Raw genomic sequence first — 13,791 nt, 5'->3', positions numbered from 1 at the left:
CAATAGAACCGAGGAGTACGCATGTCCGATTTGAATATTGCCGACTTCGAGATGAGCTTCTTCTCGTTGAAAGGCAAGAATGCCATTGTGACCGGAGGGAACACCGGTCTCGGCCAAGCCTTCTCACTGGCCCTCGCCAAGGCGGGAGCCAATGTGCTGGCAGCGAGCATCATGCCCGACGACGGGCGCACCGGAAGCCTCGTCGAGGCCGCCGGCGCGAAATACGCCTACGTCATGTCCGACATCACGGTGGAGGGCAATCCCAAGAAGGTTGTGGACGCATGTGTCGATGAATTCGGCAGCGTCGACATCCTCATCAACTGTGCCGGCCGCAGCATCAATGAACCGGACGTCCTCAAGTACACCCGCGCCCAGTGGGACCCGATGGTGGCGCTGAACCTCACGGCCGCCTTCGAAATGGCACACGAGTGCGCCAAGCACATGGTCCGGCAGCGCAGCGGCAAGATCATCAACATCTGTTCAGTGTTCACTTTCCTTGGCGGTCAGTGGTCGCCGGCTTATGCCGCCACCAAGCACGGCATTGCGGGCTTCACCAAGGCTTACTGTGACGAACTGGCTCAATTCGGTGTGCAAGTGAACGGGATCGCGCCCGGCTACTATGCAACCGAGCTGACCGCGGACACGAGATCCGACCCGGAAGCCAACCAACGGGTCCTGGACCATATCCCGGCCAACCGCTGGGGGCAGACCCAGGACCTTATGGGCGCGACGGTATTCCTGGCGAGCCGGGCATCCGACTACGTCAACGGCCACATCCTCAGCGTCGACGGCGGCTACCTGGTGCGCTAAGCGCCGTCAGCAGATTAGGAAACCAGACATGACCACCCAGTACATCGTCGGACTTGACGGGGGATCGCAGAGTTCGAAGGTAGTCATTTTCGACACAAACGGCCGAGTCGTATGCGAGGCAAGCCAGGCCCTGGCGCCAATGCACACGCCCGGGGCCGGGATCGCCGAGCACCCGCATGACGATCTCTACGACTCCCTTGTTACTGCGGCCTCCCGGGCGATGGCGGCATTCCCGGGCAACCCGGAGGACATCATCGGTGTGGGATTGTGCAGCATCCGGTGCTGCCGCGCCCTCGTCCGCAGCGACGGAACGCTCGCCGAACCCGTCCAGAGCTGGATGGACCACCGGCTTTCCCGGGCATACGAGCACAACAACGACGACGTCGCGTACGTCACGACCGCTTCCGGATACCTCATGGGACGGCTCACCGGCGAGCTGACGGACACGGCCGCCAACTACATCGGGCCCTGGCCAATGGACGTCCAGACCTGGAACTGGTTCGACGACCAGGAAAAGTTCGACTCGTTCAACGTCCCGCGGGGGATGCTGTACCGGCTGCAGATGCCGGGGGACATCGGCGGTTATGTGAACAGCAGCTTCTCGAGGCAAACAGGCATCCCGCAAGGAATTCCTGTCGTCCACACCGCTAACGACAAGGCCGCCGAGGCGCTGGGCTCCGGCCTCCGGGACGACACCACCGGCCTCGTCTCCCTCGGCACCTACATTGCGGGCATGGTTGTCGGGAAGGAATTCGTGGCGGAACCGCGAAACTACTTTTCGAACTTCGCCTCCGAACCTCACCGCTACATATACGAATGCGCCGGCATTCGCCGGGGTATGTGGACGGTCTCCTGGCTCCGGGATCTGCTCGGTGCCGATAACGCCCGCGCCGCTGCCGAGTCCGGCGCCACGGGCGAGGAGCATCTCAACAAGCTGGCGTCCGACGTTCCTGCCGGAAGTGACGGACTGCTGTGCGTTCTCGATTGGCTCGCACCGCCGAACAAACCCTTCAAAAAAGGCATGTTCATCGGCTTCGACGAACGGCACGGGTACGCCCACATGTACCGCGCCGTCCTTGAAGGCATCGCTTTCACCATGAAGCGGAATATGGCCGCCATGACCGCCGAACGAAACATCAGTCTTAAAAGGCTTGTTGTCTCCGGGGGTGGGTCAAACAGCGACCTCGTCATGCAGATCTTTGCGGACGTCTTCAATATCCCTGCTGTGCGGAACGTCGTCCGTAACGCCGCTGGCCTGGGTGCCGCCATCTGCGTTGCTGTGGCCTGCGGAATCTACGCCGACTTCGATGAAGCATCCGAACACATGGTTCGACGCGAGGATCGCTTCGAACCCGATCCACGCAACGCAGAACTCTATGAACAGCTCTGTGCGGTCTCAGCGGAAATTCCCGCGCAGACAGACCCCATTCTGGAACGAATCCACCAAATCCTGTCCGATAACTAAGGAGTCGTCCTCATGCTCAAGCTCGGCAAATCAAAGAAGATTTTTCAGCTTGCATTGCTCATCCTCGCAGCGGGTTCCATTTATCCGCTTGTGTACCTTCGCCAAAACTTTGAGGCGACCATTCTCACGGTCTTTCATCTGAGCAACTCAGAGTTGGCCGGCCTCTATTCGATGCTTGGGATCATCTTTGTCATCGGCTACATCCCGAGCGGATGGCTGGCCGACAAGATCTCTGTTCGGTACCTGATCGTATTTTCGCTCGTCCTTACGGCGCTGACCGGTCTGTTCTACGCGCAGGTGCCGGACAAGTCCACGCTGGTCTATGTCTACCTCGCCTGGGGTTTCGCCACGGTCTTCACTTTCTGGAGCGCAATCCTCAAGACTGTCAGCCTGCTGGCCGACAAAAGCGAGGAAGGCAAGTACTTCGGTGCGCTTGACGGCGGACGTGGCCTTGTCGAAGCGATCCTGGCCAGCTGCGCAGTCGGTCTCTTCGCGCTCTTTGCGGGTAACGGTACCTCGGACATCACGCAGACCAAGGCGGGCTTCCAGGCCGTCGTCTACATGTACTGTGCAGTGCTCATCGTTATCGCCGTGCTGATCTTCTTCGTTCTCTCCGACACCCGGACGACAGCGACGGCCTCGCAGGAAGAGCCGGTGGAGTCAACGTTCGCCGCGGTACGCCGGATCCTGAAGATCCGCGAGGTATGGGTGATGAGCGTGGTGCTGTTCTGCGGCTACACGCTGTTCTGGGGACACTACTACTTCTCCGGGTTCCTCAACGTGAACCATGCCGTGACCCCGGTGAACGCGGGCGTGGTCACCGTTATCGTGCTGTGGATGCGTCCGATCGGCGGATTCGGAGGGGGATACCTCGCCGACAGGCTCGGCAAGTCCCGCGTCCTCGCGGTCTCCATGGTGGTCGCGGCATTGGGATTCATCTGCCTGGGCCTGCTCCCGAGCGGCTCTACTTCCCTGGCGTATGTCCTGGTCGTCGTCGTGGGCCTGTTCCTGTACGCAATTCGAGGAGTCTACTGGTCCTTGCTCGACGACTGCCGCGTCCCGGCCGCCGCGACCGGCATCGCCATCGGCATCATCTCGTTCGTCGGTTACCTCCCTGACATCGTCATCCCTCAGATCAGCGGCGCGATCTACTCCGCTTTCGGCAAGGACGTGGCCGGTGCCAACAACCTCTTCTTCATGGTTACCGCCGGGATCGGGCTGGTGGGCGCCGTCGCCGCGGCCTACTTCGCAGTGCTGATGAAGAAGCGCAGGAACTCCGAGACCGCAACTGTCAGTGAGGCGTTGCAGGCGGCGACCTGACCTGAGGCCGCTGACGACAGAGAGTGCCCGCCCGGGTATCCCGGGCGGGCACTCTCTGTCCAAAGGCGAAGGTGCCGCGCCCGCCGCCCTCGGCTAGCCTGCTTGGGTGACCCCGCCGAGCGGCGAGAAGTCCGTGGGGGTCATATAAGTGGAGGAGATATCGCTGATGAGATCACCGTTCGCCATCGAAGCCGCACGGGCGGCCACCCAGCGCGGGTCGTTCTTGAAGTTTTCCCAGTTGGTTTCGGGATTGCCTTCGTGGCGAACGAGATAAATGAGGAGATCGGGGTTGTCAGCCGAAATCCAGTACCCGATGTCATGGATTCCGTGGACACGGAAAAGCTCCTGGGTGTGGTCTCGGAATCGCTGAAGGAGCGCTTCCATCTTGCCCGGGGCTGCGGCGTAGGTACGTAGCTCGAATTGCACAGTGGCTCCCTTGTCGACACTAGGACGGTGTTGTTTGAGGGAGCTTAGCCTGATCCGGGCGGCTCCGCTGGTCAGAACCGCTCAAGGCCTCTCCAGCGTGGCGCTGTCCGGCAAGTTCCCGTACCTGAAGGCCGGGGACGTCCTCGAGCTCGAAATCGAGGGCCTGGGCCGGCAACGCCAGACCTTCGCCCAGGCCTGAAGCAGACGGAACCGGTGGCCCGGTCCGGCCGGTCAGCCGGACGCGTTGAGGTCGCGAGCGAACGGGATCGATTCCATGGCACCCGGCCGTGTCACTGCCCGGGCTGCCGCCGCGGTGGCGGCGGCAAGTGCGCCGGCCAGGTCGGACGGCGCTGCCAACAGGGCGGCCGCCAGGTAGCCGACGAAGGTGTCGCCGGCGCCCGTCGTGTCCACTGCGGCTACGGACGGAGCGGGGACGTGCTGCACGGTGCCGTGCGCCGCTGCGAAAGCGCCGCCCGCGCCCGCCGTGCAGATCACGGCGGTTCCCGTGGCTCCGGCAAGCTCGAGGGTCCGGTCCGCCAGCTCTTCGGCCGTGGCGCCGCTGAGCCTGCCGACGACGGCGAGTTCATGCTCGTTGACGACCAGAAGGTCGACGTCGTCGAACAACCGCTCCACCGACGTTGGTGCCGGCGCCGCGTTGAGGATCACGAAGGCCCCCTTGGCGCGGGCCGTCCTGGCGGCGCGGCGGACTGTGGCCACAGGGACTTCCAGTTGGAGGACCAGCACGTCGCCCGGACGCACCGCACCAAGGGATTCCTCGACATGCGCGGCCGTCAGTGACCGGTTCGCGCCGGGGCAGACGATGATGGCGTTCTCGCCGTGCTCATCCACGGGGATGACAGCCGTTCCGGTGGGAGTGCCGGGGTCCACGAGTACGGCTGCGGAGTCGATTTCCGCCTCGGCGAGGGCCTGGAGGATCAGCCGGCCGTGCTCGTCGTCGCCCACCGCTCCGACGAACGTGACCTGCGCGCCGCTGCGCGCGGCGGCGACAGCCTGATTGCCGCCTTTGCCTCCGGGGGCGAGGACGAGGCTGTCACCGATCACGGTTTCGCCCGCGCGGGGGAGGGACTGCACCTGAATCCGCTGGTCAATGTTCAGGCTTCCTGCCACGTAGACCGTGCGCACGTCGGATCCTCCTTGCAAGACGTGGAAACGATTCCCGGGGTATGACTTGTCCGCCTCCGGCTGCCCTCTCACCAGCGGCGGAACCCGCCTTCGGTGTTGAGCACCTGGCCCACCATCCAGCGACCTTCGTCGCTGACCAGCCACGCGATCAGTCGAGCCGGGTCATCCGGCTCCCCGAAGCGCCCGGTCGGGCAGTGTTCCAGCACCGCGCGGAGCGTCTCGGAGGGACGGTCGGAGGTCCCCTCGTTCAGGTAGCCGGTGTTCACCGGGCCCGGATTGACGGTATTGAGCAGGATGCCTTGGTCAATGAGGTCGTCCGCCACCGACGCCGTGATGCCCGCCAAGGCCGCCTTTGACGTGGCGTAGGCGATCTCGTTCGTCATCGGTCCCTGCGTCTGGCCCGACGTCATCCAGACAACGCGGCCTCCGGGCCGCCCGTCGTGCTGGGCAGCGAACGCCCGGGTCGCGAGCAGCGTGGACCGGGTATTGACCTGCCAGTGCGCGTCGAGCATCTGCGGGCTCAGGGTGGACAGCCGTCCGTCCCCGCCGCTCCGGGCATGGTTGCAGACCAAAATGTCCACGTGGCCGAGCGCTGCGCGGGCCTGTTCGATGAGCTCAGCTCCGGCGTCAGGAGCGGCGAGGTCGATACTGGCATCGCCCAGCCGCGCGCCCTCGGCGAGCTGCGCCCGCACGGCGCCGACGACGTCCTCCGGCCTATCGGCCCCCCACGGCTGCTCGGCGTCGTGCGGCGAGTAGTGGTGAAGGAAGAGGTTCGCTCCCATGGAAGCCAGTCTTGAGGCCACGGCAAAGCCGATCCCTTTGCGGCGGCTCACCCCGGTGACGACGGCGGTGCGCCCGGCGAGTGGCAGTCCGTTGGCATGCATTCGCCCATCGTAACCGCGGTAACAGAAAGAAAAGTGTTGCCCGAGCCTGCGCCATGACGGATGATGGAACCACTTGATGGATTGATATTTTCATCAAGTGATGTTGGTGGCTGGGGACCTTCATTCGGATGCAACACTGCCGAGGGGGAGCCATGACAAGTCCAGCGGGACTACCGCCGCGCCGGGAGCGGGCCTGGAGTGCGACCGGGACCAGGCGATGGGGTGCGGTCGCCGAGCGATGGGCTCCGGACGGCCCTCCGGACCGTGAGCACCCACCGCTGCGGCAGACCTCCGCTGCGCCGGACCGCCTCAGCGTCGAATTCACCCGAATCGGGTCCAACGAACATGTGCCTGATCTGGTCCTGCCGTGGATGGGCGTGCGGGAACTGCGCGACCACATCCACGCCTACGTCGAGGACCACCTCGGGCCGGTGGTGTTCAGCATCAGCCTCTCCGGCGACGGCGGGTTCATCGACCTGGGGACCCACAATGCCGGGCTGTTCCGGGTGCGCGCCCGGCACGAGTCGGCGCCTGGCCGTCCGCACCACGGCTAGTCCCTGCGGACCGGCGACCGCGCGCCCAGGCCGGCACTGATCAGCGACCACACGGCATCCAGCTCGGCGCCGATGCCGGGGCTGCGCCATTCGGCGGCGTGCGAAGGGTGGTGGAACCATGCCGTCGCCTGCAGGACGGCCCGTCCCGCCGTCGGAGGGTCCACTTGCGCGAACTCTCCACTGGCCACGCCCGCCGCCACAATGCGTGAGACCTGTGCGGTCAGCTGGTCGACATGCGCGGCGACCACTTCCCTCGCTTCAGCGGTGAGACGCTCGAAGGTCGCAAACAGCTCCGGGTCCTCCCGCGCCATCCGCTGCTTGACGGCTGCCAGCTGCTGCAGCCAGCGCAGCAGCCGTTGGGCGGCCGGCCCCTCGCCGTCGGCTGTCACTTCCAGCGGTTCAGACACCCTGGCCAGCCACCGCCGGGCGACGGCGTCCTGCAGGGCAGCCTTGGCCGGGAAGTGCCGGTACACGCTGCCATGGCTCACCCCGAGGGCCCTGGCGACATCGACCACTGTGGTCTTCGCCGGCCCGTAACGTCGCAGGACGTCTTCGGCAGCGTCCAGAATGGCTTCGGTGGTGAGGGCAGCTGGGGCCATCAGCGCTCGCTGTCCAGGAACGCCATCTGTCCGGCGTCGTAGCGCGTTCCCGCAGCGGCATCCGCCGGGACGGCAGCTTGAATGGCGGCAAGATCCGCTTCGCTGAGCTCCACCTCGACGGCGGCGAGCGACTCGGCCAGGCGGTCGCGGCGGCGCGCGCCGACGAGCGGAACGATGTCCTCGCCGCGCGAGAGCACCCACGCAATCGCCAGCTGGGCGACCGTCGTGCCGCGCTCCTCGGCGAGAGCGCGAAGGGTTTCCACCAAGTGGAGGTTCCGGCCCAGATTTTCCCCCGTGAAGCGAGGCAGGTGCGAGCGGAAGTCGCGGCCGCTCTCGCTCCGCTCGGGGGACCAATGCCCGGAGAGGAGCCCCCGGGAGAGCACGCCGTAGGCGGTGACTCCGATGCCCAGTTCCCGGGCGGCGGGCAGGATGGACTTCTCGATTCCGCGGGAGATCAGCGAATACTCGATCTGCAGGTCCGAGACGGGGTGCACCGCGTGCGCCTTGCGGAGGGTGTCCGCCCCGACCTCGGAGAGGCCGATGTGGCGGACGTAGCCTTGCTTGACCAGATCGGCTATCGCCCCGACCGTGTCCTCAACCCGGACCGAGCTATCCAGGCGCGCCGGGCGGTAGATGTCCACGTAGTCGGTCCCGAGCCGGCGGAGCGTGTACGCGATGAAGTTCTTGATGGCGGCAGGGCGCGTGTCCACGCCGCTCCAGCCGCCCGCAGGGTCCCTGAGGGCACCGAACTTCACGCTGACGACCACATTCTCGCGGTCGCGGCCCCGCAGGGCATCCCGCAGCAGGAGTTCGTTGTGGCCCATGCCGTAGAAGTCGCCGGTGTCCAGGAGGGTGACGCCGGCATCCAGGGCAGCGTGGATTGTGGCTTTGGATTCGGCCTCGTCGGCGGGTCCGTACAGATCGGACATGCCCATCAGGCCCAGGCCCAGCGGGGACACTTGCGGTCCCGTGGCCCCGAGGCGGCGGGAAGGTGACAGAAGGGCGGGCTGGCTGCTCATTCATCCAGCGTACGGGATCCTACTGACAGAATTCAGATTTTGTCAGTGCAACGGTCCCGGCCGCCGCGTGGACGCACGGCACGGACAGCTTGAGGGTAGACAAAGCTGTCTGCTAGGCTCGCATCATTCAACTAGACAAATCTGTCTACCCTATTCCTGGAAAGAAGACCATCATGAAAATCGCAGTTCTGGGCACCGGCACCGTGGGCCGCACCGTCGCTGGCGCGCTGGCGGAGCGCGGGCACGACGTCGTCGTTGGCACCCGGGATCCCGAGTCCACCGTGGCCCGCACCGAAGCGGACGGCATGGGCAACCCTCCGTTCGCTCAGTGGCAGGCCGGGCACGCCGCGGTCGCCCTGGCGTCCTACGCCGACGCGGCGGCGCAGTCCGAGCTGGTCATCAACGCGACCAGCGGAGCCGGGTCCCTTGCGGCCCTGGAAGCAGCCGGTGCGGCGAACCTCGACGGCAAGATCCTCGTGGACATCGCCAACCCCCTGGACTTCTCGCAGGGTATGCCGCCGTCGCTGAACCCGGTGAACAGCGACAGCCTCGGCGAGCAGATCCAGCGCGCTTTTCCCGCTGTCAAGGTCGTCAAGACTCTCAACACCATGAACGCCCATCTGATGGTGGATCCCGGAAGTGTGGCCGACGGCGACCACTCGGTTTTCGTCTCGGGGAACGACGCCGACGCCAAGCGTGCCGTCACCGAGCTGCTCGGCAGCCTCGGCCACACCGATGTCATTGACCTCGGTGACATCACCACCGCCCGCGGCTCCGAAATGCTCCTGCCCATCTGGCTGCGCCTGTGGGGCGCTCTCGGCACGCCCGCGTTCAACTTCAAGATCGCCCGCTAGTGGCGTCAGATCCCGCGGCTGGGGGCGCCGGCGCTCCGGACCGCCGTACGCTCGTCCTCGTCGCCCATCCTGACCTTTCCCGCTCGCGCATCACAGCGCGGCTGACCGAGGTGGCCGGGGGACTGCCCGGCGTTACGGTCCACGATCTCTCGGCCGCATATCCCGACCGGAGGATCGACGTCGCCCGGGAGCAGCAGCTCCTGCGCCGGCATGAGACCCTCGTGTGGCAGTTCCCGTGGCATTGGTACTCCGTTCCGGGAGTACTCAAGGAGTGGATGGACAGCGTGCTCACCTATGGCTTCGCCTACGGGTCCGGAGGGGATGCGCTGCGCGGCAAGCGGCTGCAGCTGGTCACTTCGACCGGCGGGCCGGCGGCGAGCTACGGCCGGGAGGGCCACAACAGGTTCACCATGGCGGAACTGCTGCGCCCCCTGGAGGCAACCGCGCACCTGTGCGGCCTGGACCTGGCCGAGCCGCTTGTGCTTCACGGGGCGCGGGGGATAGGCGACGACGGACTGCTTGAGCATGCGCAGCGCTACCGGGCCCTGCTCACGGCTGGCGCCGAGGGCTATTCTCGTTCTGAAGAGCCGGTAACGGTCGCTTAGGAACCACCGGTCCGGCCGGCGGTCGCGTGGAGAGCAGGTGAGCCGTGTCGCGCCACACAGGAGAGGTGTACCGGTGTCCGGACCCGGCCTGCGGGTGCGAGATCATTGTCGTCAAGGCGGCCGCGGGAGCGCAGTCCCCGGACAGCGCTCCCGTCTGCTTCTGCGGTCACCCCATGGAGCGGGTGAGCTGAACCAGGCTCACCCGAGCGGTTCGCGGGGTTCCTCGAAACCCTCGGCGCTGCCCTCCGTGCCGGTGCGGTCGTACGGACGCAGCCTCGGGCGCCCCGCCTCCGGTGAGCCGGCGGGAACCTCACCGGTCTCGGACCGGACGGTGTCCGAATAGGTCAGCTGGCCACCGTCGGGCTGGTAGTGCCGGAAGAGTTTGTCCTCCTCCTCGGGCTCAAGGTGGCCGCCCGGGTCCACCCGCGGCGCGTCCTTGATCTGGTCCTTGCTGTACTGCACGATGATGTCGCTGCCCTCGGTCCTGGCGCCCGCCAGCGGGATGAAGGTCTCGTGCGAGCCGAACAGACCGGTGCTGACGGTCACCCAGCTCGGCTGGTCGGTGCCGTCGTCGAGGTAGATCTGCGCGATGCCGCCGATTTTCTCGCCGTCGGAGCCGATCACATTGCCCGGGTGCATGAGCAGGTCGTTGAGGTGTTCTTTGGCGATCATGGCCGATGCTCTCCTTGGATCGTGCGGTCTGCCGTTCCAGCCTCCCCGGTGAGGGGCCTCCTCCATCATGGGCACGGTGGTTGCTCCGTTGGCAAGACCCGGGCACGCTCCACCGCTCGCGCACGGACAAAGCGGTGGGCCGCCGGGCGGCGCCGAAGCACCGCCCCGCGGCCCGGGAGTGGCGGCCCGCGGCCGCCGCACCATCGCGCTTAGTGCACGTGGTTGCCGAGCTCGCGCAGCGGCGTCTTGTTGGTTTCGCGGGCCCACAGCGCGCCGGCCAGCGCCAGGATGGAGGATGCGGCCACGATCCAGGCGGCCGGTCCCCAGTTGGCCTTCACCGAACCCACGAGCGCGGCGCCGAGCAGCGGGGTGAAGCCCGCGCAGAGGATGCCGACCTGCAGGCCGATCGCCATGCCGGAGTAACGGACCCGGACATTGAAGAGCTCGGCGAACCACGCCGGGTAGACCGAGTTCGATGCCGCGTAGGTGCCGGCCGTGATGAGGGTGCTGACCACGAAGATCATGGCGATGTTGCCGGTGGAGATCACCGAGAAGTAGATGAAGATCATCAGGCCGGAGCCGATGACGCCGCCGGCGAAGACCTTGCGGCGTCCCCAAATGTCGGAGAGACGGGCGAGGGCCGGCTGCGAGACGACGGCGATCACGTTGCCGAGGACGCTCACCCACAGCATGGTGGTGGCGTCCACGCCGACCGAAACGGCATAGGCCAGGCCGAAGGACTGCATGAAGGTGTTCGTCACGGTCTCGAAGGACATCAGCGCGACCTGGAAGAACTGGGCCGGGTGGGTCCTGAACATCTTGACGAAGGGAAGCTTGACCAGGTCACCCTTTTCCTGCTTCTCCTCGAAAATCTCGGGCTCCTCGAGCGACCGGCGCACCAGGTAGGCCACGATCAGCACGATGATGGAGAGCCAGAACGGGATGCGCCAGCCCCAGCTGAGACGGTCCGCTTCGCTCATCGCCGCGACCGGCAGGAACGCGAGCGAGGCCAGCACGATGCCCGCCGAGATGCCGCTCATTGCAAAGCTGGCGAAGAATCCGCGGCGTCCCGCCGGGGCCTCCTCCATCGTCAGGGCGGAAGCGCCTGCGGTCTCTGCGCCGGCCGAGAGGCCCTGCATCAGGCGCAGCAGGACGAGCAGGCCGGGGGCGAGGTAGCCGGCGGACTTGAAGTCGGGGAGGATGCCGATGAGGAACGTGGCGCTGCCCATCAGGACGAGCGTGAGCACCAGGGTGTTCTTACGCCCGATCTTGTCGCCGAGGTGGCCAAAGATCACGGCGCCGAAAGGCCGGGCGACGTAGGCGACTCCCAGGGTGGCGAACGAGGAGAGCAATGCCACGGTGGGGTCTCCCGACGGGAAGAAGATCTTCGAGAAGATCAGGGACGCGGCCGTGGCGTAAACGAAGAAGTCGTAGTACTCGAGGGCGCCGCCCAGGAAGCCGGCCAGAGCGGCCTTCTTGGCTCGGCGAAGACGCCGGGCAGCTGCTTCCGGAGACTCTGTCTCCGGGGTGGCCACGGAGGAGGAGAGATCAGACATTGCGGGTCCTTCCACATCGAAAGACGGTAGGGGATAACGGGATGGATCGAACGTCGATGTTCGTATGGTGAACATCCGTTCGTTTAGCGGTTGTGACGTACAATACATTGCCCGGGCGGAGACCACAAGATCTCCGGTACGGGGCAGGCGGGAGCTGCGGGTGAAGCGGCCCGGCGCTGTTGCGCGGGGCGGTGGAGGGTGCCGGGTGGAGGGGGCGGGCCTCAGCCGGCGGAGGGCCGGCGGGTGCTCTGCTGCACCAGCAGCGCGGCCGTGGCGCGCGCAGCCTCGGCTGCGGCCGGATCCGCGTCGAGGGCTCCGCTGGCGAGCCCGCCGTCCAGCAGCAAGGACAAGCTGCGGGCAAGCTGGCCGGGCTGGGCCGCTCCGGCGCGCGCGGCCAGGGTTTCCAGCCAGGCCAGCACCGCCTGCTTGTGCGCGACGGTCCTTGTGTGGATGGCAGTGCCCGGGGCGGACTCGGCCGCCGCGTTGATGAAGGCGCAGCCCCGGTATCCCTCGCGCTGGCAGGAGCTGTAAAGGGCATCGAAGAGGCCGACCAGCTGGTCCGCCGGATCCTCTCCCGCCGACGCGGCCGCTGCGTGCAGCTGCCCGGTCCAGACGCCGTCGACCTTGTCGAGGTAGGTGAGGATCAGGTCGTCCTTGGAGGGAAAGTACTTATAGAACGTCGCCTTCGCGACCCCGGATTCAGCGATGATGGTGTCAATGCCCACGGCGCGCAGCCCCCGGGCGTAGAAAAGCGCGAAGGCCGTCTCGAGGATCCGCTCACGGGCGCTTCCGGAGGGCGCGCCCGGCACTGGAGCGGGGGATTCGGCGGGCGCGGCGGTCATCTGTCCATCATACAAGACAAGTCTGTCTACTGGGGCTCCCCGCCGATCCGCAGGAGGGCGGGACGAAAGGCGCCGTAGGTTCGAAACTGAAGTTGGGCTCCATATTGTGGACACCGGAGAGTCCCCTGTTCACAGTGTAAACAGAGCTCGAAGCGAGCGGTTTCCCGGAATTGACACCCTTCTGTGACGGCCGTTACGCTCCTCAACAATGCCTGCGTCCACAAAGTGGTCGCCCCGGCCGACGTCCTCAACGCGGCCGTCCTGCCCCTATCTCGACGAGGAGACAAGCCCATGTCCAAGGTGCAATCAAGTTCCGGAGCGGCCCTGCAGGACGCCCTGCGCGACGGGATCACGCTCGCGGTAGGCGGCTTCGGCCTCAGCGGCATCCCGGCGGACCTGATCGAGGCCGTGCGGGACTCCGGCGTCAAAGACCTGACGGTCGTCTCCAACAACATGGGCATCGACGGCAAGGGGCTGGGCCTGCTGATCGAAGCCGGTCAGGTGCGCAAGGTCATCGCCTCCTACGTTGGTGAGAACAAGCTGTTCGCCGAGCAGTTCCTCGCCGGCCAGCTCGAGGTCGAGTTCACTCCGCAGGGCACCCTGGCCGAGCGCCTGCGGGCCGGCGGCTCCGGCATCCCCGCGTTCTACACCAAGACCGGGGTCGGAACCCTCGTCGCGGAGGGCAAGCCGCACGCTGACTTCGACGGCGTGACGTACGTCCAGGAGCGCGCCATCGTCGCCGACGTCGCGCTCGTGCACGCGCACACCGCAGACACGGACGGCAACCTTGTGTACCGCTACACCGCCCGCAACTTCAACCCGGTGGTCGCGTCTGCGGGAATCGTCACCATTGCCGAGGCGGAGGTCATTGTCGAGCCGGGAGCGATCCACCCGGACCACGTCGTCACGCCCGGCGTCTTCGTGCACCGCCTCGTCCAGGCCACCGCCCGGACCAAGGACATCGAGCAGCGCACCGTCCGCCCCCGCCTCGCTCCGGCAGCCGTCTAGCGCGCCGTCCGCAACCACCAATTTTCTGATTCAA

The 13,791-nt window shown here is 66.2% G+C and carries 15 protein-coding genes and 1 pseudogene; 8 read left to right on the top strand and 8 right to left on the bottom strand.

The window, feature by feature from the left end:
• The first annotated feature begins 21 nt into the window (after positions 1 to 21).
• From KIH31_RS16875 to KIH31_RS16865, 3 genes are read left to right on the top strand one after another with little or no spacing between them, the layout of a single operon-like run.
• A complete protein-coding gene (locus KIH31_RS16875; RefSeq protein WP_214428305.1) occupies positions 22 to 810 on the top strand; it encodes an SDR family oxidoreductase in 789 nt (262 codons plus the stop codon).
• A gap of 28 nt (positions 811 to 838) precedes the next feature.
• Positions 839 to 2,275, top strand: a complete 1,437-nt coding sequence (locus KIH31_RS16870) for an FGGY-family carbohydrate kinase (RefSeq protein ID WP_214428304.1) — start codon at positions 839 to 841, stop codon at positions 2,273 to 2,275.
• 12 nt (positions 2,276 to 2,287) lie between these two features.
• Positions 2,288 to 3,595 carry a nitrate/nitrite transporter gene (locus KIH31_RS16865; protein ID WP_214428303.1) on the top strand — a complete coding sequence of 436 codons (1,308 nt, stop codon included), beginning with the start codon at positions 2,288 to 2,290 and terminating at the stop codon, positions 3,593 to 3,595.
• A gap of 93 nt (positions 3,596 to 3,688) precedes the next feature.
• Here the strand turns inward: KIH31_RS16865 and KIH31_RS16860 are convergent, their stop codons facing one another.
• Complete coding sequence (locus tag KIH31_RS16860; protein WP_214428302.1) at positions 3,689 to 4,021, bottom strand: NIPSNAP family protein; 333 nt, start codon at positions 4,019 to 4,021, stop codon at positions 3,689 to 3,691.
• Between the two features lie 97 nt (positions 4,022 to 4,118).
• On the opposite strand from KIH31_RS16860, the pseudogene KIH31_RS16855 reads away from it, so the two are divergent.
• Positions 4,119 to 4,220: pseudogene (locus tag KIH31_RS16855) on the top strand (FAA hydrolase family protein); the annotation flags it as partial.
• A gap of 32 nt (positions 4,221 to 4,252) precedes the next feature.
• On the opposite strand, the gene KIH31_RS16850 reads toward KIH31_RS16855, so the two are convergent.
• Together KIH31_RS16850 and KIH31_RS16845 are read right to left on the bottom strand one after the other, a co-directional pair.
• The gene (locus tag KIH31_RS16850) at positions 4,253 to 5,164 is read right to left on the bottom strand and encodes a ribokinase (protein ID WP_214428301.1); all 912 of its coding nucleotides are present in this window, start codon (positions 5,162 to 5,164) and stop codon (positions 4,253 to 4,255) included.
• Between the two features lie 68 nt (positions 5,165 to 5,232).
• The gene (locus KIH31_RS16845) at positions 5,233 to 6,048 is read right to left on the bottom strand and encodes an SDR family oxidoreductase (protein ID WP_214428300.1); all 816 of its coding nucleotides are present in this window, start codon (positions 6,046 to 6,048) and stop codon (positions 5,233 to 5,235) included.
• A gap of 347 nt (positions 6,049 to 6,395) precedes the next feature.
• Between KIH31_RS16845 and KIH31_RS16840 the strand changes: the two genes are divergently transcribed.
• Positions 6,396 to 6,602, top strand: a complete 207-nt coding sequence (locus tag KIH31_RS16840; RefSeq protein ID WP_214428299.1) for a hypothetical protein — start codon at positions 6,396 to 6,398, stop codon at positions 6,600 to 6,602.
• Here KIH31_RS16840 and KIH31_RS16835 read toward each other — a convergent pair.
• On the bottom strand, positions 6,599 to 7,201 hold the full coding sequence (locus tag KIH31_RS16835) for a TetR family transcriptional regulator (protein WP_214428298.1): 603 nt from the start codon (positions 7,199 to 7,201) through the stop codon (positions 6,599 to 6,601). The two genes, KIH31_RS16840 and KIH31_RS16835, sit on opposite strands and share 4 nt — an antisense overlap.
• The gene (locus KIH31_RS16830; protein ID WP_214428297.1) at positions 7,201 to 8,220 is read right to left on the bottom strand and encodes an aldo/keto reductase; all 1,020 of its coding nucleotides are present in this window, start codon (positions 8,218 to 8,220) and stop codon (positions 7,201 to 7,203) included. Before KIH31_RS16830 ends, KIH31_RS16835 begins: the two co-directional genes overlap by 1 nt.
• A gap of 173 nt (positions 8,221 to 8,393) precedes the next feature.
• On the opposite strand from KIH31_RS16830, the gene KIH31_RS16825 reads away from it, so the two are divergent.
• A complete protein-coding gene (locus KIH31_RS16825) occupies positions 8,394 to 9,074 on the top strand; it encodes an NADPH-dependent F420 reductase (RefSeq protein WP_214428296.1) in 681 nt (226 codons plus the stop codon).
• Positions 9,074 to 9,679 (top strand): NAD(P)H-dependent oxidoreductase, encoded by a 606-nt coding sequence (locus tag KIH31_RS16820; protein ID WP_214428295.1) that lies wholly within the window; start codon positions 9,074 to 9,076, stop codon positions 9,677 to 9,679. The genes KIH31_RS16825 and KIH31_RS16820 overlap by 1 nt, the downstream gene beginning before the upstream one ends.
• A 198-nt stretch (positions 9,680 to 9,877) precedes the next feature.
• On the opposite strand, the gene KIH31_RS16815 is transcribed toward KIH31_RS16820, so the two are convergent.
• The 3 genes from KIH31_RS16815 to KIH31_RS16805 form a co-directional block, all read right to left on the bottom strand.
• On the bottom strand, positions 9,878 to 10,351 hold the full coding sequence (locus KIH31_RS16815) for a PRC-barrel domain-containing protein (RefSeq protein ID WP_214428294.1): 474 nt from the start codon (positions 10,349 to 10,351) through the stop codon (positions 9,878 to 9,880).
• Positions 10,352 to 10,560: 209 nt separating this feature from the next.
• The gene (locus KIH31_RS16810) at positions 10,561 to 11,907 is read right to left on the bottom strand and encodes an MFS transporter (RefSeq protein WP_214428293.1); all 1,347 of its coding nucleotides are present in this window, start codon (positions 11,905 to 11,907) and stop codon (positions 10,561 to 10,563) included.
• 221 nt (positions 11,908 to 12,128) lie between these two features.
• Complete coding sequence (locus KIH31_RS16805; RefSeq protein ID WP_214428292.1) at positions 12,129 to 12,749, bottom strand: TetR/AcrR family transcriptional regulator; 621 nt, start codon at positions 12,747 to 12,749, stop codon at positions 12,129 to 12,131.
• A 291-nt stretch (positions 12,750 to 13,040) separates the two neighbouring features.
• On the opposite strand from KIH31_RS16805, the gene KIH31_RS16800 reads away from it, so the two are divergent.
• Entirely contained in the window at positions 13,041 to 13,757 is a 717-nt protein-coding gene (locus KIH31_RS16800) for a CoA transferase subunit A (RefSeq protein ID WP_214428291.1), read from the top strand.
• The last annotated feature ends 34 nt before the right edge of the window (positions 13,758 to 13,791 follow it).

Source organism: Paenarthrobacter sp. DKR-5 (assembly GCF_018531425.1).
GTDB lineage: Bacteria > Actinomycetota > Actinomycetes > Actinomycetales > Micrococcaceae > DKR-5.
This window is presented reverse-complemented; position numbering and strand designations above follow the sequence as displayed.

Excerpts from the sequence above, each read along its gene's own strand:
- KIH31_RS16875 (WP_214428305.1), top strand. The coding sequence starts at position 22 with ATGTCCGATTTGAATATTGCCGACTTCGAGATGAGCTTCTTCTCGTTG.
- KIH31_RS16870 (WP_214428304.1), top strand. The coding sequence starts at position 839 with ATGACCACCCAGTACATCGTCGGACTTGACGGGGGATCGCAGAGTTCG.
- KIH31_RS16865 (WP_214428303.1), top strand. The coding sequence starts at position 2,288 with ATGCTCAAGCTCGGCAAATCAAAGAAGATTTTTCAGCTTGCATTGCTC.
- KIH31_RS16845 (WP_214428300.1), bottom strand. The coding sequence starts at position 6,048 with ATGCATGCCAACGGACTGCCACTCGCCGGGCGCACCGCCGTCGTCACC.
- KIH31_RS16835 (WP_214428298.1), bottom strand. The coding sequence starts at position 7,201 with ATGGCCCCAGCTGCCCTCACCACCGAAGCCATTCTGGACGCTGCCGAA.
- KIH31_RS16830 (WP_214428297.1), bottom strand. The coding sequence starts at position 8,220 with ATGAGCAGCCAGCCCGCCCTTCTGTCACCTTCCCGCCGCCTCGGGGCC.
- KIH31_RS16825 (WP_214428296.1), top strand. The coding sequence starts at position 8,394 with ATGAAAATCGCAGTTCTGGGCACCGGCACCGTGGGCCGCACCGTCGCT.
- KIH31_RS16815 (WP_214428294.1), bottom strand. The coding sequence starts at position 10,351 with ATGATCGCCAAAGAACACCTCAACGACCTGCTCATGCACCCGGGCAAT.
- KIH31_RS16810 (WP_214428293.1), bottom strand. The coding sequence starts at position 11,907 with ATGTCTGATCTCTCCTCCTCCGTGGCCACCCCGGAGACAGAGTCTCCG.
- KIH31_RS16805 (WP_214428292.1), bottom strand. The coding sequence starts at position 12,749 with ATGACCGCCGCGCCCGCCGAATCCCCCGCTCCAGTGCCGGGCGCGCCC.
- KIH31_RS16800 (WP_214428291.1), top strand. The coding sequence starts at position 13,041 with ATGTCCAAGGTGCAATCAAGTTCCGGAGCGGCCCTGCAGGACGCCCTG.